Consider the following 24,153-nt stretch of genomic DNA (forward strand, 5'->3'; position numbering starts at 1 on the left):
TGACAGAATGACCGCGCGGATCGCGCTCGCCGATCCCGTTTGTTCAGGCGGCTGAATTTCGTCGCCCGGTCCGTTCCACCGTTCAGGAGAAGCGCCCATGACTGGCGTCACCGTGACCGCGATCGCGCGGGTGATCGACATCTTCGAAGCCTTCCAGGCGAGCCAGCGGCCGCTGTCGCTCACCGAACTCGCCGAGGCCGTGGGCGTGCCCAAGAGCACCTGCCACGCCATCGTCTCGACGCTGACCGCGCGCGGCTACCTGTACACGCTGAGCCGGCCGCGCGCGCTCTACCCGACGCGGCGCATGTTCGACGTGATGCACGACATCAGCGCCAAGGACCCGTTCATCGAGCGCGCCACGCCGGTGCTCGAGCGGCTGCGCGACGCCACGCGCGAGACGGTGATCCTGGGCAAGCGCCAGGGCGACTCGGTGATCTACCTGCAGGTGGTCGAGGGCCTGCACCCCATCCGCTATTCGGCCAAGCCCGGCGAGTTCAAGCCGCTGCATTCCAGCTCCATCGGCAAGGCCCTGCTGGGCAGCCTGAAGGAGCCCGAGCTGCGCGCCTGGCTCAAGGAGCGCACGCTGCCCGCCGTGACCGCCACCACCAAGACCGCGCACGAGGCGCTGGTGGCCGACGTGCTCGACAGCCGCAAGCTCGGCTACTTCGTGACGCGCGGCGAGAACGTGAGCGACGTGTGGGCCGTGGCGGCCTTCCTGCAGCTGCACAACGACACGGTGGCGGTGGCCGTGGCCGGTCCGCAGCACCGCATCGCGTCCAGCGTGGCCGAGGTGGCGCGGCTGCTGGTGGCCAGCTGCAGCTTCCTGGCGCGGCAGGTCGAGCGGGGCTGATCAGCCCCTCAGCATGCCCGCCAGGCGCTTGGCGATGAGCTCATCGGCCTGCGCCATGATGCGGTCGATGAGCTCGGCGCAGCTGGGCACGTCGTGGATCAGGCCGGCCACCATGCCGCAGCTCCAGGCGCCGGCGTCCATGTGGCCCTCGGTCATCACCTTCGGGTAGATGCCGGCGACCTGGTCCATGATGTCGTCGATCTTCAGCGCATCGCCCTTGGCGCGCTCGATCTCGATGAGGCGCTCCACGCCCGCGTTGTTGATCACGCGCTCGGTGTTGCGCAGCGAACGCATGATCAGGCGCGTGTCGAGCTCGGAGGCGTTGACGATGGCCTGCTTCACGTTGGCGTGCACCGGCGCCTCTTTGGTCGCGATGAAGCGCGTGCCCATGTTCATGCCCTCGGCGCCCAGCGCGAGCGCGGCCACGAGGCTGCGGCCGTCGGCCATGCCGCCCGAGGCGACGAACGGGATCTTCAGTTCTTCGGCCGCGCGCGGCAGCAGGATCATGTTGGGCACGTCGTCTTCGCCGGGGTGGCCGCCGCACTCGAAGCCGTCGACGCTCACGGCGTCGCAGCCGATGCGCTCGGCCTTGAGCGCGTGGCGCACCGAGGTGCACTTGTGGATCACCTTGATGCCCGCGGCCTTCAGCGCCGGCATGTAGGCCTCGGGGCTGCGGCCCGCGGTTTCCACGGCCTTGATGCCGCCCTCGACGATGGCCGCGATGTACTCGGGGTACGGCGGCGAGGCAAAGGTCGGCAGGAAGGTGAGGTTCACGCCGAAGGGCTTGTCGGTCATCTCGTGGCAGCGGGCGATCTCGCGCGCCAGCAGCTCGGGCGTCTTCTGCGTGAGGCCCGTGATGATGCCCAGGCCACCGGCGTTGGAGACGGCCGCGGCCAGCTCGGCGAAGCCGACATAGTGCATGCCGCCCTGGATGATCGGGTGGCGGATGCCGAAGAGTTCGGTGATGCGGGTTTTCAAGGGAACGTCCTTTGGTCGGGGTTGCTGGGAAGGAAAGAGAGAGAGAAAGAAAAAATCAGGGCGGCGAGATGACGCGCAGCACGTCGCGCGCCATCGCCTTCATCCAGGCCGTGTCGCTCTTCAGCGCAGGCTCTGCGAAGGTCTTGGCGAAGGTGGGCCGCGCCATCTTGGCGTAGTTCAGCGTGCCGAAGATGAGCGTGAGCACCACCACGGCCGACAGGTCGTCGCGCACGAGGCCGGCCGCCTGCGCTGCGGCCACCAGGCCCAGGCTGGCTTGCAGAAAGCCTTCGAGCGGCCGGGTCTGTGCGTGCTGGATGCGCTCGGCGTTGTCGAGCAGTTCGCGCGTGACGAGCTTGAAGCCCGTGGGCCGCGCGTGCATCCACTCGACCTGCAGCGCGACGAACGCCTGCAGCCGCGCAGGCAGGTCGGGGGCCGCCTCGACGCGCTTGCAGATGCGCGCCGTCAGGTCCTCGGCTTGCTTCTCGAGCACGGCGCGGTACAGCACCTCCTTGCTCGCAAAGTGGTGCAGCAGCCCCGGGTTGCCGACTTCGCAATCCCGTGCGATGGCCGACAGCGACGCGCCCTGGAAGCCATGGTCGGCAAAGTGCTGCTCGGCGCGCGCGAGGATCGTTTCTTTACGGGAAGGGGCAAGGGTGGCCATCGGCGGTTCTGGAAAGCGTCACGCAGAAGAGCGCATGCCGCGAAGACGCGACCGGCGATCAGACGCGATGCGCGCCATTCTTTCTTGTGTCTTGTGGTCTGGTTGTTGCACGCGCGACACCCTCGCGCGTCAGCGTGCGGCCGGCATCGCCGCCACCTGCTGCGCCAGCTGCGCATGGAAGCGCGGCGCGCTGTACTCGAAGGTGCCGAAGCTGAGCGCGTCGTTCGCGCCCGAGGCCAGCCCGGCCTGGATCGACTCGGCCAGTGCGTAGTCTTCCGCGAGCGTGCGCCGGTACAGCGCCACGTTGGCGTCCCAGTGCGCGGTCGCCTTCTCCGAGGCCGGCGCCTCGGGAATCAGCGTGAGCTCGTGCACGCGCGTGCGCGTGGCGCCCAGCGGCTCCAGCATGCTGAGCTGCGCGTGGTCGGGCTGCACGAGGATGGTCGTGTTGGGAAAGAAGAAGTAGGTCAGGTTGCCGTAGCGACGCGGATCGAAACCGGCGGCGTCGGGCCGGTGTTCCTGGAACTTCGACTTGAGCAGGTACAGGCGCCGGTTCAGGTCGAACTCGTCGATCACCTGCAGGTTGTGCAGGAACATGTGGGCGATGGTCTCGCGGTGCGCCACCTTGAAGTGGTAGGCCTCGAAGGAACCGTCGACCAGCAGCTTCCAGTTGGCCTCGACCTCGTACGTGCGCGGCGCATAGGCCACGGGCGCGCGCAGCCCGGCCAGCGACTCGAGGTTGTCCATGAGCACGCCCAGGTGCGCGCAGGGGTCGCTGTCCGCCTGCGACGGATCGCACACGACCCAGACCACGCCCGCGCGCTCGACCGTGGCCAGCCGGCGCAGGCCCGACGCGTCCTGCTTCAGGCAAGGAAAGCCGAAGGACTCGGGCACGCCGCGCAAGGCGCCGTCGGGCTTGTAGGTCCATGCGTGGTACGGGCAGACGAAGGCGCGCGCCTCGCTGCCGCTGCCCTCGGGCACCACGCGCGCGCCGCGGTGGCGGCACACGTTGAGAAAGGCCTGCACCTGCCCGCTCTCCTGGCGCACCAGCAGCAGCGGCACACCGGTGTGCGTGAGCGACAGCCACGCACCGGGCGACGCGAGCGAGGCGCTGGCGGCCACCGGCTGCGGATGCCGCTGCAGCAGCCGCCGCTCGTCGCGCGCGATGGCCTCGTCGGTGTACTGGCCGACCGGCACGCGGTCGCCCTCCCCTTGCGCGTCGGCACGCCCGGCCTGCAGGGCCGTGGTCGCTCGGCGATGGAGTTCGGCTGCGAAGTTCTCGCTCATCGGGGGCTTTCTGTGCGATGCGATGCAGCCCGGTGAGCTGCGCGATCGGCCCAGTCTACCGACTGACCAGTCGGTACGTCAACCGCCCCCCCGGGAAGCGGTGGAAGCGGTATCAGGCCGGCTTGCGCAGGAATCCCTGCTGCGCCCCATTGCGGTTGGGCGCAAAGCCGTTGGCCTGCAGCGTCTCTTCGGTGGTCTCGTAGAACACGCCGATCTTCATGATCTCGCGCGCCTGCTGCGCGGTGGCGATGGGGCGGCCGAACTCGGTCGCGATGCGCACGAGCTGTTTGATCTGCTCGACCGAGCTCATCTTGCCGGTGCGGGTCTGGTTCCACAGCACGTCCTCGATGCCGCAGCGCACGTGCAGGCCCAGGGCGATGCCGATCATGTTCACGGGCAGCACGTTGAGCACCGAGCTCTCCACGGTGACCACCGCGCCGTCGGGTGCGGCGCGCAAGAAGTTGGCCAGGTTGTAGATGTTGGCCTGGTCCATGCCGCCGCTGATGGCCACCCAGTTCATCACCAGCGGGCCCTTGTAGACGCCGCGGCGGATCATGCGTTCGATGGTCTCGAAGCTGTTGATGTTGTAGCACTGGAACTCGCTCTGGATGCCCGCGGCCGTGAGGCGGCGGATGTGCTCTTCCACCCAGCTGGGGTTCGAGGGCACGATCATGTCCCGGTACGTCGAATACAGCCGCGGGTCGCCGCGCGACAGGCCCTTGAAGTCGTCCAGCCCCGCGTGCTCGGTCACGTTCATCTGCGTGGTGTTGACGGTCACCGTCACCTGGTCGGGCCGGGGCGTGAGTTCGGCCAGCATGTGGCGCGTGTCGTCGCTCAGCCACTTGGCGGCGGCGCCGTCGTCCTCGGGCGCGAAGCTGATGGAGCCGCCCACCTGGATGACCATCTCGGGCACGCGGGCACGCACGCCGGCGATCAGTTCGTTGAACATCGACAGCCGCTTGCTGCCCTTGCCGTTGGCCTCGCGCACATGCAGGTGCAGCACGGTGGCGCCGGCCTCGTAGCAGTCGACCGCCTTCTGGATCTGTTCTTCCATCGTGACCGGAATGTCTTCTGGAAAGTCGGCGGGAATCCAGCCCGGCGCGTAGGGCGCGGCCGTGATGATCAGGGGCTGCTGGTTCTCGGGATACAGGTGGCCGTCGAGGAAGTTCATGATGGGTGTCTCCGGTGGGAAGGTGGTTCTGACGCCAAAAGTGTCTGGCGCACCTGCGAAAACTTCTTGCTCATCGGGGGCGCGGTTTTGTCTTTTTGGGGCATTGAAACGGCGCGTGCAAAGACAGGTGTCGCTGTCGCGATCCGGTAAGTGGCCGACGCGTGGCGCCAAGCATTCAAAGGAGGTGGCGCCACAGAATCCGCACGCCCTTGTCTCTTCCACCTGAGGACGAACCATGTGTCTGCATCTGCTGCGAGCCTCCCTCCTCTTCCTGGCCGCGCTGTGCTGCGGCACGGCCTCGGCCCAGGCCTGGCCCGACAAGCCCATTCGGCTGATCGTTCCCGCGCCGCCGGGCGGCATCTCCGACGCGGCGGCGCGGCTGCTCGCCGAACAGCTGCGCACGAACCTCGGCCAGACCGTGCTGGTGGACAACAAGCCGGGCGGCTCCGCCGTCATCGCCGAGCGCGCGCTGATGGCCGCGCCGGCCGACGGCTACACGCTGATGGTCGGGCCGTCGAGCGTGCTGTCCGACATTCCGCTCACGGTGAAGACGCCCTTCGACCCGCTCAAGACCTTCACCTACGTCGGCGAGGTGACGGGCATGTTCCATGTGCTGGTGGCCAATGCCGGCTTCCCGCCGAACACGGTGAACGACCTGCTGGCGCATGCCAAGGCGCACCCGCGCTCGGTCAGCGTGGCCAACCTGAGCACGGGCACGCGCTCCAACCTGCTGGGCGAGATGCTGCGCGCGCGCAGCGGCAACGACATCCTCGTGGTGCCGTACAAGGGCTCGGCGCCGGCGCTGGTCGACCTCATGGGCAACCAGGTGCAGCTGACCTTCGAGGTGGTGAGCAACGTCACCTCGCTGATCCGCAGCGGAAAGATCAAGGCGCTGGCCGTGGCGTCGCCCAGGCGCTCGCGCTTCCTGCCCGACGTGCCCACCTTCGGCGAGCTGGGCCTGCCCGACTTCGTGATGCCCGACGCGAGCGTGGGCGTGTTCGTGCTCAGCAGCATGCCGCCGGCGCTGCAGGAGAAAATCCGCGCCGAGGTGGCCCGGGCCGTGCAGGCGCCGAAGTTTCGCGAGGCGCTGCTCGCGCAGAATTACGATCCGCCCCGCGAGATGTCGCTGCAGCAGCTGCGCCAGACGCTGGACGCCACGACCGCCCACAATCGGGCCATCATCGAGAAACTGCAACTCAAGATCAGCCCCGAGTGAACGCGGGGCCCTTCCCACAGCCACCATGAAGCACCTCGGTCGACTGATGCGCAGCGCGAGCCTCAGCGGCTACGTGGAGCTGGTGCAGTCGCTCGGCCGCGACCCCCATGCTTTCATGCGCACCGTGGGGCTGAAGGCGCAGCTGCTCGAGCACCCCGAGACGCTGATCCCCGGCGACGCGGTGCGCGAGCTGCTCGAGATCACCGCGCGCGCCACGCGCACCGAAGATTTCGCGCTGCGGCTGGCGGCGCAGCGCAAGCTCTCGGCGCTGGGCCCCATCAGCGTCGTGCTCAAGGAAGAGCCCACGCCGCGCGACGCGCTCGACACGCTGGGCCGCTACCTGAAGCTGGTGAACGCCTCGCTGAGCTTTCGCCTCGAGGACACGGGCGACATGGTCATCATCCAGGAAGACCTGCTGCCCAGCCCCGGGCTGCCGATGCGCCAGTCGATGGAGCTGGCCGTGGGCATCATGTTTCGCATCCTCGGCGAGCTCATCGATCCGCAGTGGCGCCCGCAGCAGGTGTGCTTCACGCACCGCCCGCCGGCGGACATGGCGGCGCACCGCGCCTTCTTCGGGCGCAACGTCAAGTTCAACCAGGATTTCAACGGCCTCGTGTGCCTGGCGGCCGACCTGCGCAAGCCACGCGAATCGGGCGACCAGGGCGTGGCGCGTTTCGCGCGCGAGTACCTCGAAGCCGCGCTGAAAGACCGCGGAGAGAGCACGCGCGAAGCCTGCCGCGAACTCATCCTGGCGCTCATGCCCGGCGGCGGCTGCACCGCGCAGGAAGTGGCGCGGCACCTGCGCGTGGACCGCCGCACGCTGCACCGCCGGCTCGAGACCGAAGGCCTCACCTTCAGCCGCCTGCTCGACGACGTGCGCTCCGACCTCGTGAAGCGCCACCTGCGCGACAGCGACCTGCCGCTGAGCGAAGTGGCCGAGCTGCTGGGGTTTTCGGGGCCCAGCAGCTTCAGCCACTGGTTCCGCCACCACTTCGGCTGCAGCGCCTCGCAGTGGAGCAAGCAGACGGCCGGCGCGGTGGCTCAGGGCGCGGTGCGCGCGTTCTGAACCAGGTCTTCGTGGCGCAGGGCATGCGCGATGCCCTCCAGCAGGCGCCAGGCGGCGCGCGTGAAACGCCTCGTCATCGCCATCGTCCTTCTCAGGCCGCCTTGCGCAGGAAGCCCTGGTTGCCTCCGTTGCGGTTCGGCGCGAAGCCGTTGGCGGCCAGCGACTCTTCGGCCGTCTCGTAGAACACGCCGATCTTCGAGATCTCGCGCGCCTGCTGCGCCGTGGCGATGGGGCGGCCGAACTGGCGCGAGATGGCCACCAGCTGCTCGATCTGCGCCACGGTGCCGATCTTGGCGGTGCGCGTCTGGTTCCACAGCACGTCCTCCGTGCCGCAGCGCACGTGCAGGCCCATGGCGATGCCCATCATGTTCACGGGCAGCACGTTGCGCACCGAGCTTTCCACGGTGAGCACGGCACCGTCGGGCACGGCGCGCACGAAGTTGGCCAGGTTGTAGATGTTCGGCGCATCCATGCCGCCGCTGATCGCCACCCAGTTCATCACCAGCGGGCCCTTGTAGACGCCGCGCCGCATCAGGCGCTCGACCGACTCGAAGCTGTTGATGTTGTAGCACTGGAAGGCGCTCTGGATGCCCGCCTTCGTGAGGCGGCGGATGTGCTCCTCGACCCAGCCCGGCTGCGCCGGCACCGTCATCTCCTTGTAGGCCTCGAAGATGGCCGGGATCTCGCGCGAGGTGCCCTTGAAGTCGGCCAGCTCGGCGTGTTCGGTGACGTTCATCTGCGAGGTGTTGACCGTCACCGTCACCTGGTCGGGCGTGGGCTCGAGTTCGGCCAGCATGTGGCGCGTGTCGTCGCTCAGCCACTTGGCGGCCGCGCCTTCGCTCTCGGGCGCGAAGCTGATCGAGCCGCCCACCTGGATGATCATTTCGGGCGCGCGCGCGCGCACGCCGGCGATCAGCTCGTTGAACTTCGACAGCCGCTTGCTGCCCTTGCCGTCGAGTTCGCGCACATGCAGGTGCAGCACGGTGGCGCCGGCGTTGTAGCAATCGACCGCCTTCTGGATCTGCTCTTCCATCGTGACCGGGATCTCGCCCGGGAAGTCGGAAGGAAGCCAGCCCGGTGCATAGGGCGCGGCGGTGATGATCAGCGGCTGCTGGTTTTCGGGAAAGAGGTGGCCGTCGAGGAAGTTCATGGCGTGCGTCTGTCAGGTTGCGAGGGGGGCGATGCTCAGTACGGCACGTCACCGACGATGCCGGCGCGTTCCATCTTTCGTGGCGCGGGCCAGTAGTCGTTCAGTGCGTAGTGCTGCGTGCTGCGGTTGTCCCAGACGACCACGTCGCCCGGCTGCCACGACCAGCGCACCTGGTACTCGGGGATGGTGGCGCGACTGAGCAGATAGTTCAGCAGCAGCGCCGCACCCGGTGTCTTGTCGATGCCGTGGCGCACGTTCTCAGGGGTGCTGTAGTTCACGAAGTGCGTGGTGAAGCTGCCCACGTAGAGCACCTTCTCGCCGGTCTCGGGGTGCGTGCGCACCACGGGGTGCTCCACGGGCGGATGCTCCTGGCCCAGCTTGAGGCGCGCTTCCATCGGCATCACGGCGCCGAACGAATGCTCGATGCTGGCCTTGGCGCGCAGCTTGCCGATCTTCTGCTTGATCTCGTCGGGCAGCTCGTCGTGCGCCTGCACCATGTTCACCCAGATGGTGTCGCCGCCGACCTTGGGGCACTCGATGCAGCGCAGCACCGCGCCCATCGCGGGGCTCTGGCGCCACAGGCCGTCGCAGTGGTAGGTGTTCTCGTAGCTGTGCTTGTTGTCGCTGCGGTAGATGCGCACGAGGCCCGGGTGCTCGGGGTCGCTGCCGACCACGGGGTGGTCTTCCAGTTCGCCGAAGCAGCGTGCAAAGGCGACGTGCTCGGCGCGCTCGATGTCCTGGCCGCGGAAGAAAAGCACCTTGTGCTTGAGCAGCGCGGCGCGGATCGACGCAAAGCACTCGGGGTCGCGCGAGGCCTCGCCCAGGTGGACGTCCGAGATTTCGGCGCCGATGGACGGCGTGAGGGTTCTGATCTTCATGAGAGGTCTCCGATGGAATGGCGCGTGCCGCTCAGTTCGCCTGGATGCGGTACTTCTTGACGATGGCCGCGTTGCGCTCCGACAGCGCGCGGGTCTCGGCGATGAGCGCGGGCGTGTCGACGCTGAGTTCGGGCTCCAGGCCCACGTCGAGCAGCTTCTGCTGTACGGCGGGCGCCTGGCCGGCCTTCTCGATCGCCGCATGGAGCTTTGCCATCACGTCGGCCGGCAGCTTGGCCGAGCCGATGAAGCCGACCCAGCCGCGGAACTGCAGGTCGGGGTAGCCCAGCTCGGTGGTGGTCGGCAAGTCGGGCAGGAAGCGCGAGCGGGTCTTGCCGGTGAAGGCATAGGGGCGCAGCTTGCCGGCCTTGATGAGCGGCATCGAGGTGAGCATGCCGTCGAACATCAGGTCGACCTGGCCGCCCAGCAGGTCCTGCAGCGCGGGCGGCGAGCCGGGATAGCCGATGTGCTGCAGGTCGAGCCCGGCGCGGTCGCTGAGGATGAGGCCCGCGTACTGCGACACGGTGCCGGGGCTGTAGCTGGCGAAGCTGGCCTTGCCCTTGCGCGTCTTCAGCTCGGCGACGAGGCCCTGGAAGTCCTTGGCCGGGAAGTTCGCGGCCGTGACGAGCACCACGCCCGAGCGCGCCACCGAGCCGATGGGCACCACGTCCTTCAGCGGATCGAAGGGCATCTTCACGACCTGCGGCGTTTCGGCCAGCACGTTGCTCGCGGCCATCACGATGGTGTTGCCGTCGGCCGGTGCCTGCAGCATGGCCTGCAGGCCGATGGAGCCGCCCGCGCCGGGGCGGTTCTCGACGATCACGGGGCGGCCGATGTCCAGCGCCATCTGCTGCCCGACGACGCGGGCCACGATGTCCATCGTGCCGCCCGGCGGCGCGGGAACGATGAGCTTGACGGGCTTGTCGCCCAGCGCCCAGGCCCCGAGGGCCATCGAGCATCCGACCAGCGCCACGGCGGCGGCGCGTCCAAATTGCAGCAGTTTCATGGGGTGTCTCCGGTTGTTGTCTTGCAGGCCTCGGTGGGCCGATGCCGTCAGTATCCGGCGCACCCCGCCCGCATTTCTTGCTTTATTGGGGCATCGATTTGCCAATTTGGGACATCGCCAAGACCACGCTTCCCGCCGCCGCCACGCGCCGCAAGAATCCGTTCCATACAGCCCCACACACCCCAGGAGACGCACCATGAACCAGGCCATCCGCTTCCACGAGACCGGCAGCGCCGACGTGCTCAAGCTCGAACACGTCGAGGTCGGCGAGCCCGGCCCGGGCCAGGCGCGCGTGCGCCACAGCCTCATCGCCGTCAACTTCATCGACATCTATTTCCGCACCGGGCGCTATCCGCTCGCGCTGCCCAATGGCCTGGGTTCCGATGCCGTGGGCGTGGTCGAGGCCGTGGGGCCGGGCGTGACCGACATCCGCGTGGGTGATCGCGTGGGTTACCTCATCGGGCCGCAGGGTGCGTATTCGCAGGTGCGTGTGATGCCGGCTGACGTTCTGATCCCATTGCCCGATGGCATCTCGGACCGCACCGCCGCCACGCTGATGATGAAGGGCATGACGGCGCAGTACCTGTTCCGGCAGGTCTATCCGCTCCAGGGTGGCGAGACCATCCTGTACCACGCAGCGGCCGGCGGCGTCGGTCTCATCGCCTGCCAGTGGGCACGTGCGATGGGCGTCACGATGATCGGCACCGTGAGCACCGACGAGAAAGCCGCCGTCGCCAAGGCCAACGGCTGCACCCACACCATCGTGACTTCGCGAGAGAACATCGCCCAGCGCGTGCGCGAGATCACCGAGGGCAAGGGCGTGCCCGTCGTGTACGACTCGGTCGGCAAAGACACGCTGGAAGCCTCGCTCGATTGCCTGCAGCCGCGCGGCACGCTGGTGAGCAATGGCACGTCTTCCGGCGCCGTGGTCCTCGACACCAAGCTGCTGGCGGCGAAGGGCTCGATCTGGCTCACGCGGCCGGCGATGGTGCACTACATCCACCCGCGCCCGCACATGCTCAGCATGGCCGACGAACTCTTCGACCACGTGCTGGCCGGCCGCATCGTGAGCGAGCCCCAGCAGAGCTTCGCACTGGCCGACGCGGCCGAGGCGCACCGCGCGCTCGAAGGCCGCAAGACCACCGGCGCCACCGTGCTCGTGCCCTGAGATCTGCCACGTGCGGACTTGCGATGTCCTCCCTGGTCCGCGCGGCAAGCCTCACCCACTACCGCGAGGTCGCCCGCGCCAGCGGCCTGGACCCGGCGCGCATGCTCCTGGACGCCGGCCTGAACCCCCGCGTGCTGGACGAGCCCGACCTGATGATCCCGGTCGACCGCGTCGCCGCGCTGCTGCAGGCCTCGGCCGAGCGTTCGGGCAACGACAGCTTCGGGCTGTGCATGGCCGAGGGGCGGCGGCTGTCGAACCTCGGGGCCGTCGGCCTGCTGGTGCGCGAGCAGCCGACGCTGCGCGATTCGCTCGACGTGCTGATGCGCTACCAGCCGCTGCTCAACGGCTCGCTATCGCTGATGGTCGAGGCCTTCGGCCAGGTGGTGGTCATCCGCGAGGAAGTGCAGCCCGGCAAGGCGCACCGCGCCACGCGCCAGCGCATCGAACTCGCGCTGGGCGTGATGCTGCGCCTGCTGCGACAGTTTCTCGGCGCCGACTGGCAGCCCCGGCGCGTGTGCCTGGCGCACCCCGCGCCGCGCGACCTGCGCACGCACCACCGCGTGCTGGGCGCGGCCGTCGCCTTCGACCAGGACTTTCACGGCATCGTCTGCGCGCGCGACGACCTGGACGCGCCCAACCCTTCGGCCGACCCGGCCATGGCGCGCTACGCCCGGCAACTGCTCGACGCGGCAGCGCCTGCGCCCGGCGACGCGCTGCCGGGCGACGTGCGGCGCGCGGTGCTGCTGCTCCTGCCCAGCGGGCGCTGCAGCATCGCGCAGGTGTCGGCGCACGTGGGCGTGGAATGCCGCACGATCCAGCGCCGGCTGGCGGACGACGGGCAGAGCTTCTCGGCCATCGTCAACGACGTGCGCAAGGAACTCGCCGTGCGCCATGTGCTGGAGGGCGACCGCCCGCTGGCCGAGGTCGCAGGCCTGCTGGGCTTCTGCGCGCCCAGCGGGCTGTCGCGCTGGTTCCATGCGCAGTACGGCTGCAGCGCGAAGGCCAGCCGCGCGCGACGGGGGGCACCGCGCCGCGCTTCGGCCTCGCGCGATTGACGTGGAGAATCGCTCTTCTTCTCACGAGCAAGAGCGAGCCTTGGCCACTTTCCCGCCCCCCGATGCGAGCGGCGCCCCGCGCGACCTGCTGCTCAAGGTGACGCCGCCCCGTGTCCCGCGTCACCTGGTCTCGCGCGCGCGGCTCCTGTCGAGCGCCGACGCGCTGCGCGACCACGCCGTGTGCGTGGTGCAGGCGCCCTCGGGCTTCGGCAAGACCTCGCTGCTGGCGCAGTGGCGGCTGGAGTACCTGGGCCTGGGCGTGCCGGTCGGCTGGGTCTCGGCGCAGAGCCAGGACGACCCGGGCCGGCTGGTGCAGAGCCTGGCGCTGGCGCTGCGCGTCGCCATGGGCCGCCCCGCGTTCGGGCGCAGCCTGTTCCAGGACGACCGGCCCGGCACGCTCGGCAGCGTCACGGCGCTGCTGGCCGAGCTGGCGCAGGCGGCCTTGAACGTGGTGCTGGTCATCGACGAGGCCGACCGCCTGCCGCCCGCCTCGCGCGAGGCGCTGGCCTACCTGCTGCGCAACGCGCCGCCCAACGTGCGCACGCTGATCGCCACGCGCCCCGACGGCCGCCTCGACATCGAGGACCTCGTGGCCTACGGGCAGTGCGTGGAGATCGGCCCGGCGCTGCTGAAGTTCAGCCTCGACGAGACGCTGCAGCTGGTGCACGCGCGCTTCGGCGCGCGTGTCGACCGCAACACCGCCGCCCGGCTGCACGAGCTGACCGAAGGCTGGCCGCTGGGCCTGCAGCTGGCCACGACCATCATCGCGCGCGGGGCCGACGCGCACGCCGCGCACACGGTCCTGGGCGACATGACGGCCGCCGCCGGCGAGCTGCAGGGCGAGCTGGTGCGGCTGCTGCTGGTGAACCTCGACCCGCAGGATCGCGACTTCCTGGCCCGCATCGCCGTGCTCGACCTGCTGCATCCCGAGCTGTGCCGCGCCGTCTCCGGCGTCGACGATGCCGCGGCGCGGCTGGCGCGGCTGAGCAACGACACGCCGGTGTTCGCCGCCGCCGAAGGGGGCGAGTGGCTGCGCATGCATGCGCTGGCGCGCGACGTGCTGCGCCAGCGTTTTGCCGCGCTCGACGCCGCCGAGCAGGTGGCGGCGCATGCGCGCGCCGCGCAGTGGCTGGCCGCGCACGAGCTGCTCGACGAGGCCGCCCACCATGCGCTGAGCGCGGGCCAGCACCAGACCGCCTACGAACTCGCGGAGCGCAGCCTGTACGAATCACTCATGCGGCGCGGCCGGCAGGCCACGGTGCTCGAATGGATGGCGCAGATGCCGGCCGACGAACTCGACCGGCGCCCGCGCCTGCTGTTGGCCGCGGCATGGACGCTCGCATCGAGCGAGCGGCATGAAGAAGCCGGCCGCTTCGTGGCGCGCATCCTGGCGCAGCCCGATGTGAGCGACGCGCTGCGCTGCGAATGCGCGCTGATCCTGGGCGGCGCCGCCGTGTTCGCGGACGACCCCGACCGCTTCGTCGCACTGCACGCGCCCTGGACCGAGGCCGTGCCGCTGACCGACCCGCTGCTGCTGCAGTCGCATGCCAACCGCATGGCCTACCGCGCGCTGCTCGAGGGCGAGCCCGCGCTCGCGCGCCTGCGCCAGCAGCAGGCCCTGCGCGGGCACCCGGGCCACGGCGTCGACTACATCCGGCGCTGGAGCGAGCTGGTCATCGGCCTGAGCTATGCGTGGGAGGGCCAGGTGCTGCTGGCCGAACAGCTGCTGCGCCCCGCCGTGGCCGGCGCCGAGGCCGAGATGGGCCGGCGCCACCGCTTCAGCTGCAACCTGGCCGCGCTGCTCGCGTCGGTGGCCTGGGAGCGCGACCTGCCCGGCGACGCCGCCACGCTGCTGGCCGACCGCCTCGACGTGCTCGAGCACAGCGGCCTGCCCGAATCGCTGCTGCAGGCCTACCGCACGGCGGCGCGCATCGCGGCGGCCGAAGGCGCCGAGCACCGCGCGCTGGAACTGCTGGACGCGCTGGACGCGGCCGGTGCCGCGCGTCGCCTGCCGCGGCTGCGCATCGCCAGCCTGGCCGAGCAGGTGCGCCTGCATGCGCAGCGCCACCGCGCCCAGACCTGCCGCGAGCTGTGCGAGCGCATCGACGCGCAACTGGCCGACCCCACGCTGCCGCAGGGCCCGCTGTGGCGGCGCAGCGTGGAAGCACTGCGCGACGTGGCACGCGCCCACGCGGCCATCGCCGCGCGCGACTGGCCCGACGCCCTCGCGAAGCTGGCGCGTGCCGACGAACAGGCGCGCCAGCGCAAGCAGGGCGGCCTGCACATCGAACTGCTGGGGCTGCGCGCGCTGGCGCTGGAGCGCTGCGGCCAGCCGGCGCAGGCGCTGCTGCGCGAGGCCATGGACCTGGCGCGCGCCTACGGGCTGCAGCGCGTGTTCTCCGACGCGCACCCCGAGTTGGGCGCCTGGGTCGGCACGCTCGCGGCCGAGGGCGCGCAGGCCGAGATCGCGGTCGCGCCCCTTGCGCCCGCCGTGCCGCCTGCGCTTGCGCCTGCAACACCCGCATCGCCCGGCGCCGTGCTCACGCCCAAGGAGGGCGAGGTGCTGGTGCTGCTGGCGCGCAACCTGTCGAACAAGGAAATCGGGCGCGCCATGCAGGTGGGCGAAACCACCGTCAAGTGGCACGTGAAGAACCTGTTCGCCAAGCTCGACGCGGGCACGCGCACGCAGGTGGTGCAGCGCGCGCGCATCCTGGGGCTGCTCGCCGCGGGGCACTGAGGGCTCGCCGCCAGGCACTGAGGGTTTCTCCCTCCCCTCCAGGGCCGCCTCCCCCTCCTGCGAGGAGGGGGCGCGCGCAGGGGCTCCGACCTATTCTTGCTTCCAGCACGGTCACCGCCGCACAGCGGCACCCCACGACCGGCACAGGAGACAAGACACATGGGTTCCACGATCCAGCCAGGCCTCTCGAACGGGGCCCCCGCCGTGCACACGCGCGGCCTCCAGGTCCACCCCGTGACCTGTGCCATCGGCGCCGAGCTGCGCCACATGTCGCTGGCCGAAGCCTCGCGCGACGCCGGCCTGGCGGCCGAGATCCGCGCGCTGCTGGTGCAGCACAAGGTGCTGTTCTTCCGCCAGCAGGAACTCACGCGCGCCGAGCACGTCACCTTCGCCCGCCACTTCGGCGAGCTGGAAGACCACCCCGTGGTCGGCAGCGACCCCGAGCACCCGGGCCTGGTGCGCATCTACAAGAACCCCGAGACGCCGGTCGACCGCTACGAGAACAGCTGGCACACCGACGCCACCTGGCGCGAGAAGCCGCCCTTCGGCTGCGTGCTGCGTTGCGTCGAGTGCCCGCCGGTGGGCGGCGACACCATGTGGGCCAACATGGCGCTGGCCTTCGAGAAGCTGCCCGCGCACATCCAGCAGCAGATTGCCGGGCTGCGCGCGCGCCACAGCATCGAGGCCACCTTCGGCGCCGCGATGCCGATCGAGAAGCGCCTGGCGCTGAAGGCCCAGTTTCCCGACGCCGAGCACCCGGTGGTGCGCACGCACCCCGACACGGGCGAGAAGATCTTGTTCCTCAACGGCTTCACGACCCACTTCACCAACTTCCACACGCCGGCCAACGTGCGCTACGGGCAGGACTACCAGCCCGGCGCCGCCCTGCTGCTGGCCTACCTCGTGAGCCAGGTGCAGATCCCCGAGTACCAGGTGCGCTGGCGCTGGCAGCCGGGCGACGTGGCCATGTGGGACAACCGTTCGACCCAGCACTACGCGGTCATGGACTACCCGCCCTGCCATCGAAAGATGGAACGCGCCGGCATCGTCGGCGACGCGGTCTTCTGAGCGGGCGCCGCCGCGCCGCGCCTTCCCTTCTTCTCTTCCCTTTTTCTACCGAGGTTCCTGCCATGAATTTTCTCGACGGCCATCTGTTCCCCGAAAACCAGCAGCCGCTGATCATCACCGCCGCGCCGTACGCCCCTTCATGGATGCCTTCGGACTTTCCCGGCGAGATTGCCGTGACCATGGAGGACCAGATCCAACGGGCGGTGGACTGCTACAACGCCGGCGCCACCGTGCTGCACCTGCACGTGCGCGAGCTCGACGGCCGGGGCAGCAAGCGCCTGTCCATGTTCAACGAGCTGATTGCCGGCGTGCGTGCGCGCGTGCCGGAGATGATCATCCAGGTGGGCGGCTCGATCAGCTTCGCACCCGAGACCGACGGTGCGGCCGCCAAGTGGCTGAGTGACGACACGCGCCACATGCTGGCCGAGCTCGACCCCAAGCCCGACCAGGTGACGGTGACCATCAACACCTCGCAGATGAACGTGATGGAGCAGTTCGACCTGCGCGACATCCAGGGCACGTCGATGGAAGACCCCGCCACCTTCAACGCCTACAAGGAAATGACCGTGCCTTCGCAGCCCGGCTGGGCCGAGGAGCACATCCGCCGACTGACCAAGGCGGGCATCCAGAGCGCCTTCCAGTGCTACAACATCAACAGCTTCGAGTCGGTGGAGCGGCTGATGCGTCGCGGCATCTACAAGGGCCCGCTGGTCATGAACTGGGTGGCCATCGGCGGCGGCATGGACGTGCCCAACATCTACAGCCTGGCCAACTTCATGCGCGCCGTGCCCGACGGCGCGGTGGTGACGGTGGAGGCCTCGGTACTCAACGTGCTGCCGATCAACATGATGGGCATCGCCATGGGCCTGCACGTGCGCACCGGCACCGAAGACAACCTGTGGAACCAGGACCGCTCGGCCAAGATCGGCACCGCCAAGCAAGTCGAGCAACTCGTTCGCATTTCGCGCGAATTCGGCCGCCCCATCGCCACGGGCCAGCAGGCACGCGAGATGTCCAAGATCGGCGTTTTCTACGACACCACCGAAGCGTCGCTGGCGGCGAACGGCTTTGCGCCCAATGCCCCGGGCCGGCAGCAGGGCTTCCTGCGCAAGGCAGCCTGAGCACCCCACACCACCGGCACCAGAACACCTGGAGACATCGCGATGAAAAAAACCCACAACATCCTTCGCCGCCTGAAGCCCTGGGCAGCCGCCCTGGCCGCCGCGCCCCTGCTCGCCCATGCCTGGACCAACAAGCCCGTGCGGATCGTGGTGCCGGCGCCCGCGGGCGGCACCATGGACGTCGTGGCCCGCGTGTTGTCCGACGCCATTTCGGCCGAGATCGGGCAGCCGGTGATCGTCGACAACAAGCCGGGCGCCGGTGGCGCCATCGGGGTGCAGGCGCTCAACAGCGCGCCGCCCGACGGGCAGACCATCATGTTCATGGTCAGCAACATCCTGACCGAGATTCCCCTGGTGATGAAGACCAGCTTCGACCCGGTCAAGGACGTGAAGCCGGTGACCATGGTGGCCCGCTCAGCGATGGTGCTGGTGAGCGCGCCGTCGGTGCCGGCCAACGACCTGAAAGGCCTCATCGCCTACCTGAAGACCGGCAAGGGCAGCCCGGGCAGCTACGCCTCGTACTCCGCGGGCACCAGCTCGCACTACGCCGGCGCCATCTTTGCCAGGAAGGCGGGGCTGGACCTGCAGCACGTGCCGTTCCCGGGCTCGCCGCCGGCACTGCAGAACCTGATGGGCAGCCAGGTCGACATCCTGTTCGACGGCATCGTCACGTCGCTGCCGCTGATCAAGGCCGGCAAGGTGAAGGTCTTCGGGGTCGGGGCCAAGACCCGGCTGGCGCAGCTGCCGGACGTGCCCACGATGGCCGAGCAGGGCTTCGACGAGATCGACTTCTCGAACTGGGCCGGCGCCATCGTGTCGGCCAAGATGCCCGACGACCTCGTCAAGCGGATCAATGCGGTCCTCACGAAGGCCGCCTCCTCGCCGAAGGTGCGGGAGCGGCTCATCGCGCAGAACTTCGTGCCGATGACCAGCGAGAGCCCCGAGCAGCTCGCGAAGATCACGCACGACGAGTACGAGCGCAACGCGCGGATCGTCAAGACCTACAACATCCAGCTCAACCAGTGAGGGTGCAGGCCGACATGACTGCGCCCACCGTCCTCATCGTTCCCGGCCTGCGCGACGCCGTCGCCAGCCACTGGCAGACCCTGCTCGCCGCACGCCTGCCGCGCGTGCGCGCGGTGCCGCCCATGGGCCGCGACGACCTCGACTGCGCCGCGCGCGTGGCGGCCATCGAGCGCGAGGCGCAGGCGGTCGAGGGGCCGCTGGTCATCGTGGCGCACAGCGGCGGCGTGGTGATGCTGGCGCACTGGGCGCAGCGCACGCGCCGGCCGGTGCGCGGCGCCCTGCTGGCCACGCCGCCCGACTTCGAGCGGCCGATGCCCGAGGGCTACCCCACCGTCGAGGCCCTGCGCGCCGGCGGCTGGCTGCCGGTGCCGACCGGGCCGCTGCCGTTCCCGAGCATCGTGGCGGCGAGCCGCAACGACCCGCTGGCGCCCTTCGATCGCGTGGTGCAGATGGCGCAGGGCTGGGGCAGCCGCCTGGTCGACCTCGGCGAGGTCGGCCACCTCAACCCCGCCTCGGGCTACGGCGAATGGCCGGGCGCGCAGGCCTTCATCGACGAACTCTCGGCGGGCTGAAGTCTTTCTGCCCGCCCTTCCTACCGAAAGAACTCCCCATGGTCCAAGCCATCCGCTTCCACGAGACCGGCAGCGCCGACGTGCTCCAGCTCGAACACGTCGAGGTCGGTGAACCCGGCCCGGGGCAAGCGCGCGTGCGCCACAGCCTCATCGCCGTCAACTTCATCGACATCTATTTCCGCACCGGGCGCTATCCGCTGGCGCTGCCCAACGGGCTCGGCTCCGATGCCGTGGGCGTGGTCGAGGCCGTGGGGCCCGGTGTCACCGACATCCGCGTGGGCGATCGCGTGGGCTACCTCATCGGGCCGCAGGGTGCGTACTCGCAGGTGCGTGTGATGCCAGCCGATGTGCTCATTCCGCTGCCCGATGGCATCTCTGATCGCACCGCTGCCACATTGATGATGAAGGGCATGACGGCGCAGTACCTGTTCCGCCAGGTCTATCCGCTCAAGGGCGGCGAGACGATCCTCTATCACGCAGCCGCTGGCGGCGTCGGACTCATCGCCTGCCAGTGGGCACGCGCGATGGGCGTCACGATGATCGGCACCGTCAGCACCGACGAGAAGGCCGCCGTTGCCAAGGCCAACGGTTGCACGCACACCATCGTGACCTCGCGCGAGAACATCGCCCAGCGCGTACGCGAGATCACCGATGGGAAAGGCGTGCCGGTCGTCTACGACTCGGTGGGCAAGGACACGCTCGAGGCTTCGCTCGACTGCCTGCAACCGCGCGGCACGCTGGTGAGCAACGGCACGTCGTCGGGCGCCGTGGTCGTCGACTCGCAGGTGCTGGCCGCCAAGGGCTCGATCTGGCTCACGCGGCCCGCGATGGTGCACTACATCCATCCACGCCCGCACATGCTCAGCATGGCCGACGAACTCTTCGACCACGTGCTGGCCGGCCGCATCGTGAGCGAGCCGCAGCAGAGCTTCGCCCTGGCCGACGCCGCCGAGGCACACCGCGCCCTCGAAGGTCGCAAGACCACCGGCGCCACCGTGCTCGTGCCCTGAGGTTTTCATGATCGCCTTGTCTGTCGCCGCATGGCCGGCGCGCGGCCGCCTGCTCTTTCCGGGCGTGCTCGCCTGCGCGGTGGTCGCCGCCGCGTCCACCTTCTTGTCGCAGCACTACGGTGCGCCGGTGATGCTGTTCGCGCTCATCCTCGGCATGGCGATGAACTTTCTTTCGGCCGAGGGCCCGTGCAAGCCCGGCATCGAGTTCACCGCGCGCCACGTGCTGCGCTGGGGCGTGGCGCTGCTCGGGTTGCGCATCACGGCCGCGCAGGTGGTGGCGCTGGGCTGGCACCCGGTGCTGCTGGTGGCGGTGTCGCTGGTGCTGACCATCGGCGTGTCGATGGTCGTGGCGCGGCTGATGGGTTTCAACGTGCTGTTCGGCCTGCTCAGTGGCGGCGCCACCGCGATCTGCGGCGCCTCGGCCGCGCTGGCGCTGGCCGCGGCGCTGCCGCCGCATCCGCTGAAGGAACGCGCCACGCTGTTCACGGTGGTCGGCGTGTCGGCGCTGTCGACCCTCACGATGATCGCCTACCCCCTGATCGCGCGGGCCCTGGGCATGGACGCGCACACGGCCGGCGTGTTCCTGGGCGCCACCATCCACGACGTGGCGCAGGTGGTGGGCGCTGGCTACGGCATGTCGCAGGCCACGGGCGACACGGCCACGCTGGTCAAGCTGATGCGCGTGGCGGCGCTGCTGCCGGTCATTTTGTTCGCCGTGATGTTCACGCGCGCCACCGGCAAGGCCGTGGGCGGCCAGCGCCCGCCGCTGCTGCCGTGGTTCGCGGTGGCCTTCGCCGCGCTGGTGGCGCTCAACAGCACGGGCTGGCTGCCGCCCTCGCTCTCCACCGCGGGCAGCGACCTGTCGCGCTGGTGCCTGGTGGCGGCCATGGCCGGCATCGGCATGAAGACGCAGCTGCGCGAGCTGGTCGACGTGGGCCTCAAGCCGGTGGTGCTGATGGTCGGCGAGACCGTCTTCATCGCCGCGCTGGTGCTCGCGCTGCTGCGCTGGGCGCCCTGACACGCAGCCCCCACGACGACAGAGACGACAACACACACAACAACCAGGAGACAAGACCATGAAGAAGAAGACCCTCATCGCCGCCGCGGCCGCGGCCCTCGCTGCCGGCACCGCCCTCGCCCAGTCCTCGCTCACGCTGTTCGGCGTGATGGACGCGGGCGTGAGCCACTACCGCACCACCAGCAGTTCGTACAACCCGCTGCGCCCGGCCGAGCTGCGCCAGAGCCAGACGGTGCTGTCGCCCTCGGGCAATGCGTCCAGCCGCATCGGCTTTCGCGGCACCGAGGACCTGGGCGGCGGGCTGGCCGCGAGCTTCTGGCTGGAGGCGCCGCTGAGCAACGACACGGGCAGCGGCATCACGAACTTCGGACGCCGCTCCACGCTCAGCCTCAGCGGCCCCTTCGGCGAAGTGCGCCTGGGCCGCGACTACACGGCCTCGTTCTGGAACGACGCGGTGTTCGACCCCTTCAGCGTCAACGGCGTGGGCACCAACCTGATCGCGGTGGTCAACAGCAACATCGCGGCCTCGCGCGCGCTGGCCACGGGCGGCCTGCTGAACGGCGGGCTCTCGGCCGGCACCGACAGCTACCTGCGCACGAGCAACGCCATCAGCTACTTCCTGCCGCCGAACCTGGGCGGCTTCTACGGCCAGGTGCAGTACGCGCTGCACGAGAACACCAAGGTCAGCAACGTGCCCGACAGCCCTTCGCAGCGCGGGCGCTACGTAGGCGGGCGCATCGGCTGGGCCAGCGGCCCGGCCGACGTCGCGCTGGGCTACGGCGAGAGCACGCTGGCCAGCGCCGCCGCGCAGAGCGAGAAGATCAAGAGCCTGAACCTGGGCGCCTCGTACGACTTCGGCGTGGTGAAGGTGTTCGGCGAATGGTCGCGCGTGCGTGACGTGCGCCACAGCGCCACGCCGTTTGCCAACGGCGCGCTGCACCTGAGCGACCGCTACGACGGCCTCATGGCCGGCGTGAACGTGCCGCTGGGCGCGGGCGTGGTGCGCGCCTCGTACGCGCGCGTGCGCTTCGTCAACGGGCTGGGCCTGCCCGACGGCAATTCGTCGGTGAACAAGCTGGCGCTGGGCTACGTGCACAACCTCTCCAAGCGCACGGCGCTGTATGCCTCGGTGGCGCGCATCCACATCGCCAACGGCCGCAACAACCCGACCGTGATGGGCGTGACGCCGCTGGTGCTGAGCCTGCCGGCGATCTTCCCGCAACCGGCCTACGCGACCACCAACGGCATGCAGCCGCACCGCGCGCTGGGCTACGACGTTGGTATTCGCATGGCGTTCTGAGCGCCTGACGACAGCGGCGGCGCCCCCGCGCCGTCGCTTCGGTGTGGCACGATCCACGGATGCTTCAACCGTCCCGCCGCATCCCGTACCGCACCTGGCCGGGCGCGCTCGCGATCCTCCTGGCCATTGCCGCGTACGTCGGCGGCCTGACCTTCTGGAACAACCACACGCCCGGCAGCCGGCCGCTGCCCGCGGGCGAGACCGTGTCGGTCGCCCACGCGCGCTTCGAGCCCGCACCGGGCTGGCAGATGGACGTGTCGCGCTCCAAGGCCGGCCAGTCGCTCATGCTCTTCAAGGGCGGCCACAAGTTCCTCGTGACCACGCGCCTGTGGATGGGCGGGCCCGACGGCCCGATGGTGCGCCAGCAGCGGCTCATGGAGCGCGGCCAGGGCCTGACCGTCGAAGGCGACGTGTCCGACTTCGTCACCGGCTGGGGCCTGCAGGGCAAGACCTTCGCCTACTACGGCGCCAAGCTCGCCGGCCGTTTCTGGCAGGTGGTCGACACGCCGCGCCGCTCGCTGGTGCAGATCGACGTGTACGGCCCCACCGACGGCTTCAACGAAGCGCTGGCCGACGCCCGCAAGATGCTCGACTCGATGGACCTGGAGGCACCGCTGTGAGCACCACCACTGAAGCCACTGTTGCCACGCAGGAAGACGCCGACTGGCCCATCGGTACCGACTCGTTCTTCCAGCCGCAGCGCGCCGCGTTCTGGCTGCTCGCGGCGCTGATCCTCAACGGCCTGTTCTACACGGTGTCGATGTTCTCGCTGGGCTTTCGCGTGGTGCCCGTCACCGCGCTGCTGGGCCTGCTGGTGTGGGGCGGCTACACGGCGGCCTTCGTGCTGTTTTTCCGCACGCTCGACCTGCTGGAGCAGCACCCGCCCGAGGCCTACGTGCTGGCCTTTGCGTGGGGCGGGCTGGGCGCGGTGTACTTCGCGGCGCCGGCCAACATCGCCATCCAGAGCCTGTGCGCCAAGCTGGTGTCGCCGGAATTCGTGGCAGCGTGGGGGCCGGCCATCGCGGGGCCGATCACCGAAGAGTTCCTGAAGCTCGCGGGCGTGATCCTGCTGGTGCTGATCGCGCGCAACCAGTTCGAAACGTATCTGTCGGTGCTGATCGTCGGCGCCATGGCCGGGCTGGGCTTCCAGGTGATCGAGAACCTGAGCTACACGGTGAACAGCGCCGTGAACTTCCCGCTCGAGAACCAGGTGTACCCGGTGCTCTACCACCTGCTGATGCGCGGGCTGCTGAGCGGGCTGTGGAGCCATGCGGCCTACACGACCATCGCCTCGTTCGGCGTGGCGTGGTTCCTGCTCAACCCGCAGCGCTCGATGGCGGCGCGCATCGGCTGCGCCGTCTTCTACTTCGCGCTAGCGTGGGCGATGCACTTCATCTGGAACTCGCCGCTGCTCGAAGACCGCTTCGACGACGGCTTTGTCGGCATCGCGCTGCTGCTCATCGTCAAGGGCATCCCGGTAGTGATCGCCGCGGCCTTCGTCTGGCGCGCCGCCGCGCGCGAGAACGGCACCTACCTGCATGCGCTGGCGGCCTACTTCGTGCCCGAGCGCGAGCTGATCCGCGACGACGAATGGGTGCGCCTGGGCGCGCCGCTGCTGCGCTACCGCGTGCGCCGCGACATGGGCAAGGAATTCGGCAAGCGCGCCCGGCGCCTGAAGGCACAGCTGCAGCGCGAGCAGCTGCGGCTCATCCTGAAGGCCGGCACGCACGGGCGCGGGCCGCAGACGCGGCGCCATGAAGTCGCGGTGCGCCGCCTGCGGGCCGAGCTCGACCTGCTCACCCGGCCGCAGGGCTGAAGGCC

Annotated in this window: 22 protein-coding genes; 15 read left to right on the forward strand and 7 right to left on the reverse strand. The window is 69.6% G+C overall.

The genetic code is table 11. The annotated features are described in order from the left end of the window. The first annotated feature begins 97 nt into the window (after positions 1-97). Positions 98-850: an IclR family transcriptional regulator gene (locus tag AC07OH_RS20820; protein ID WP_495301968.1), complete on the forward strand. Its 753-nt coding sequence runs from the start codon at positions 98-100 to the stop codon at positions 848-850. Here the strand turns inward: AC07OH_RS20820 and AC07OH_RS20825 are convergent, their stop codons facing one another. The 4 genes from AC07OH_RS20825 to AC07OH_RS20840 all read right to left on the reverse strand — a co-directional run bounded on the left by AC07OH_RS20825 (position 851) and on the right by AC07OH_RS20840 (position 4,944). Next, the gene (locus AC07OH_RS20825) at positions 851-1,828 is read right to left on the reverse strand and encodes an NAD(P)H-dependent flavin oxidoreductase (protein WP_495301969.1); all 978 of its coding nucleotides are present in this window, start codon (positions 1,826-1,828) and stop codon (positions 851-853) included. It lies immediately after the preceding gene. Between the two features lie 55 nt (positions 1,829-1,883). Next, complete coding sequence (locus AC07OH_RS20830) at positions 1,884-2,489, reverse strand: TetR/AcrR family transcriptional regulator (RefSeq protein ID WP_062477248.1); 606 nt, start codon at positions 2,487-2,489, stop codon at positions 1,884-1,886. Between the two features lie 129 nt (positions 2,490-2,618). Continuing rightward, entirely contained in the window at positions 2,619-3,773 is a 1,155-nt protein-coding gene (locus tag AC07OH_RS20835; RefSeq protein WP_495301970.1) for an aromatic ring-hydroxylating oxygenase subunit alpha, read from the reverse strand. Positions 3,774-3,885: 112 nt separating this feature from the next. Next, positions 3,886-4,944: a beta-keto acid cleavage family enzyme gene (locus tag AC07OH_RS20840; protein ID WP_062477244.1), complete on the reverse strand. Its 1,059-nt coding sequence runs from the start codon at positions 4,942-4,944 to the stop codon at positions 3,886-3,888. A gap of 235 nt (positions 4,945-5,179) precedes the next feature. Here AC07OH_RS20840 and AC07OH_RS20845 point away from each other — a divergent pair, with 235 nt between their 5' ends. Together AC07OH_RS20845 and AC07OH_RS20850 are read left to right on the forward strand one after the other, a co-directional pair. Beyond that, entirely contained in the window at positions 5,180-6,160 is a 981-nt protein-coding gene (locus AC07OH_RS20845) for a Bug family tripartite tricarboxylate transporter substrate binding protein (RefSeq protein WP_495301971.1), read from the forward strand. A 25-nt stretch (positions 6,161-6,185) separates the two neighbouring features. Further along, the gene (locus AC07OH_RS20850) at positions 6,186-7,226 is read left to right on the forward strand and encodes an AraC family transcriptional regulator (RefSeq protein ID WP_495301972.1); all 1,041 of its coding nucleotides are present in this window, start codon (positions 6,186-6,188) and stop codon (positions 7,224-7,226) included. Between the two features lie 91 nt (positions 7,227-7,317). Here the strand turns inward: AC07OH_RS20850 and AC07OH_RS20855 are convergent, their stop codons facing one another. From AC07OH_RS20855 to AC07OH_RS20865, 3 genes are read right to left on the reverse strand one after another with little or no spacing between them, the layout of a single operon-like run. After that, on the reverse strand, positions 7,318-8,376 hold the full coding sequence (locus AC07OH_RS20855) for a beta-keto acid cleavage family enzyme (RefSeq protein WP_495301973.1): 1,059 nt from the start codon (positions 8,374-8,376) through the stop codon (positions 7,318-7,320). A 35-nt stretch (positions 8,377-8,411) separates the two neighbouring features. Then, positions 8,412-9,254: a TauD/TfdA dioxygenase family protein gene (locus AC07OH_RS20860; protein ID WP_495301974.1), complete on the reverse strand. Its 843-nt coding sequence runs from the start codon at positions 9,252-9,254 to the stop codon at positions 8,412-8,414. 31 nt (positions 9,255-9,285) lie between these two features. Continuing rightward, positions 9,286-10,257, reverse strand: a complete 972-nt coding sequence (locus tag AC07OH_RS20865) for a Bug family tripartite tricarboxylate transporter substrate binding protein (protein WP_390349408.1) — start codon at positions 10,255-10,257, stop codon at positions 9,286-9,288. A gap of 196 nt (positions 10,258-10,453) precedes the next feature. On the opposite strand from AC07OH_RS20865, the gene AC07OH_RS20870 reads away from it, so the two are divergent. The 12 genes from AC07OH_RS20870 (at position 10,454) to AC07OH_RS20925 (ending at position 24,148) form a co-directional block, all read left to right on the forward strand. Then, complete coding sequence (locus AC07OH_RS20870; protein ID WP_307694967.1) at positions 10,454-11,425, forward strand: quinone oxidoreductase family protein; 972 nt, start codon at positions 10,454-10,456, stop codon at positions 11,423-11,425. A gap of 23 nt (positions 11,426-11,448) precedes the next feature. Beyond that, positions 11,449-12,480, forward strand: a complete 1,032-nt coding sequence (locus AC07OH_RS20875) for an AraC family transcriptional regulator (RefSeq protein ID WP_495301975.1) — start codon at positions 11,449-11,451, stop codon at positions 12,478-12,480. A 40-nt stretch (positions 12,481-12,520) separates the two neighbouring features. Continuing rightward, complete coding sequence (locus AC07OH_RS20880) at positions 12,521-15,217, forward strand: winged helix-turn-helix domain-containing protein (RefSeq protein WP_495301976.1); 2,697 nt, start codon at positions 12,521-12,523, stop codon at positions 15,215-15,217. Between the two features lie 159 nt (positions 15,218-15,376). Next, positions 15,377-16,285 carry a TauD/TfdA dioxygenase family protein gene (locus AC07OH_RS20885; protein ID WP_495301977.1) on the forward strand — a complete coding sequence of 303 codons (909 nt, stop codon included), beginning with the start codon at positions 15,377-15,379 and terminating at the stop codon, positions 16,283-16,285. 62 nt (positions 16,286-16,347) lie between these two features. Beyond that, positions 16,348-17,406: a beta-keto acid cleavage family enzyme gene (locus tag AC07OH_RS20890; protein ID WP_495301978.1), complete on the forward strand. Its 1,059-nt coding sequence runs from the start codon at positions 16,348-16,350 to the stop codon at positions 17,404-17,406. A 42-nt stretch (positions 17,407-17,448) separates the two neighbouring features. After that, entirely contained in the window at positions 17,449-18,432 is a 984-nt protein-coding gene (locus AC07OH_RS20895) for a tripartite tricarboxylate transporter substrate binding protein (protein WP_095746621.1), read from the forward strand. A 14-nt stretch (positions 18,433-18,446) separates the two neighbouring features. Next, complete coding sequence (locus AC07OH_RS20900; RefSeq protein ID WP_495265788.1) at positions 18,447-19,004, forward strand: RBBP9/YdeN family alpha/beta hydrolase; 558 nt, start codon at positions 18,447-18,449, stop codon at positions 19,002-19,004. 38 nt (positions 19,005-19,042) lie between these two features. Continuing rightward, positions 19,043-20,014 (forward strand): quinone oxidoreductase family protein, encoded by a 972-nt coding sequence (locus tag AC07OH_RS20905; RefSeq protein ID WP_495301979.1) that lies wholly within the window; start codon positions 19,043-19,045, stop codon positions 20,012-20,014. A gap of 7 nt (positions 20,015-20,021) precedes the next feature. Next, the gene (locus AC07OH_RS20910) at positions 20,022-21,032 is read left to right on the forward strand and encodes a YeiH family protein (RefSeq protein WP_495301980.1); all 1,011 of its coding nucleotides are present in this window, start codon (positions 20,022-20,024) and stop codon (positions 21,030-21,032) included. 58 nt (positions 21,033-21,090) lie between these two features. Then, positions 21,091-22,332 (forward strand): porin, encoded by a 1,242-nt coding sequence (locus AC07OH_RS20915; protein ID WP_495301981.1) that lies wholly within the window; start codon positions 21,091-21,093, stop codon positions 22,330-22,332. 59 nt (positions 22,333-22,391) lie between these two features. Next, the gene (locus AC07OH_RS20920) at positions 22,392-22,952 is read left to right on the forward strand and encodes a hypothetical protein (RefSeq protein WP_095746625.1); all 561 of its coding nucleotides are present in this window, start codon (positions 22,392-22,394) and stop codon (positions 22,950-22,952) included. Then, positions 22,949-24,148, forward strand: a complete 1,200-nt coding sequence (locus AC07OH_RS20925) for a PrsW family intramembrane metalloprotease (protein ID WP_495301982.1) — start codon at positions 22,949-22,951, stop codon at positions 24,146-24,148. The genes AC07OH_RS20920 and AC07OH_RS20925 overlap by 4 nt, the downstream gene beginning before the upstream one ends. The last annotated feature ends 5 nt before the right edge of the window (positions 24,149-24,153 follow it).

Source organism: Variovorax sp. GW821-FHT10C12 (assembly GCF_059415405.1).

Bases quoted from the DNA above. Each gene is read 5' to 3' on its own strand.
- AC07OH_RS20820 (WP_495301968.1), top strand. From the start codon at position 98: ATGACTGGCGTCACCGTGACCGCGATCGCGCGGGTGATCGACATCTTC.
- AC07OH_RS20830 (WP_062477248.1), bottom strand. From the start codon at position 2,489: ATGGCCACCCTTGCCCCTTCCCGTAAAGAAACGATCCTCGCGCGCGCC.
- AC07OH_RS20835 (WP_495301970.1), bottom strand. From the start codon at position 3,773: ATGAGCGAGAACTTCGCAGCCGAACTCCATCGCCGAGCGACCACGGCC.
- AC07OH_RS20840 (WP_062477244.1), bottom strand. From the start codon at position 4,944: ATGAACTTCCTCGACGGCCACCTGTATCCCGAGAACCAGCAGCCCCTG.
- AC07OH_RS20845 (WP_495301971.1), top strand. From the start codon at position 5,180: ATGTGTCTGCATCTGCTGCGAGCCTCCCTCCTCTTCCTGGCCGCGCTG.
- AC07OH_RS20850 (WP_495301972.1), top strand. From the start codon at position 6,186: ATGAAGCACCTCGGTCGACTGATGCGCAGCGCGAGCCTCAGCGGCTAC.
- AC07OH_RS20855 (WP_495301973.1), bottom strand. From the start codon at position 8,376: ATGAACTTCCTCGACGGCCACCTCTTTCCCGAAAACCAGCAGCCGCTG.
- AC07OH_RS20860 (WP_495301974.1), bottom strand. From the start codon at position 9,254: ATGAAGATCAGAACCCTCACGCCGTCCATCGGCGCCGAAATCTCGGAC.
- AC07OH_RS20865 (WP_390349408.1), bottom strand. From the start codon at position 10,257: ATGAAACTGCTGCAATTTGGACGCGCCGCCGCCGTGGCGCTGGTCGGA.
- AC07OH_RS20870 (WP_307694967.1), top strand. From the start codon at position 10,454: ATGAACCAGGCCATCCGCTTCCACGAGACCGGCAGCGCCGACGTGCTC.
- AC07OH_RS20875 (WP_495301975.1), top strand. From the start codon at position 11,449: ATGTCCTCCCTGGTCCGCGCGGCAAGCCTCACCCACTACCGCGAGGTC.
- AC07OH_RS20885 (WP_495301977.1), top strand. From the start codon at position 15,377: ATGGGTTCCACGATCCAGCCAGGCCTCTCGAACGGGGCCCCCGCCGTG.
- AC07OH_RS20890 (WP_495301978.1), top strand. From the start codon at position 16,348: ATGAATTTTCTCGACGGCCATCTGTTCCCCGAAAACCAGCAGCCGCTG.
- AC07OH_RS20895 (WP_095746621.1), top strand. From the start codon at position 17,449: ATGAAAAAAACCCACAACATCCTTCGCCGCCTGAAGCCCTGGGCAGCC.
- AC07OH_RS20900 (WP_495265788.1), top strand. From the start codon at position 18,447: ATGACTGCGCCCACCGTCCTCATCGTTCCCGGCCTGCGCGACGCCGTC.
- AC07OH_RS20905 (WP_495301979.1), top strand. From the start codon at position 19,043: ATGGTCCAAGCCATCCGCTTCCACGAGACCGGCAGCGCCGACGTGCTC.
- AC07OH_RS20910 (WP_495301980.1), top strand. From the start codon at position 20,022: ATGATCGCCTTGTCTGTCGCCGCATGGCCGGCGCGCGGCCGCCTGCTC.
- AC07OH_RS20915 (WP_495301981.1), top strand. From the start codon at position 21,091: ATGAAGAAGAAGACCCTCATCGCCGCCGCGGCCGCGGCCCTCGCTGCC.
- AC07OH_RS20920 (WP_095746625.1), top strand. From the start codon at position 22,392: ATGCTTCAACCGTCCCGCCGCATCCCGTACCGCACCTGGCCGGGCGCG.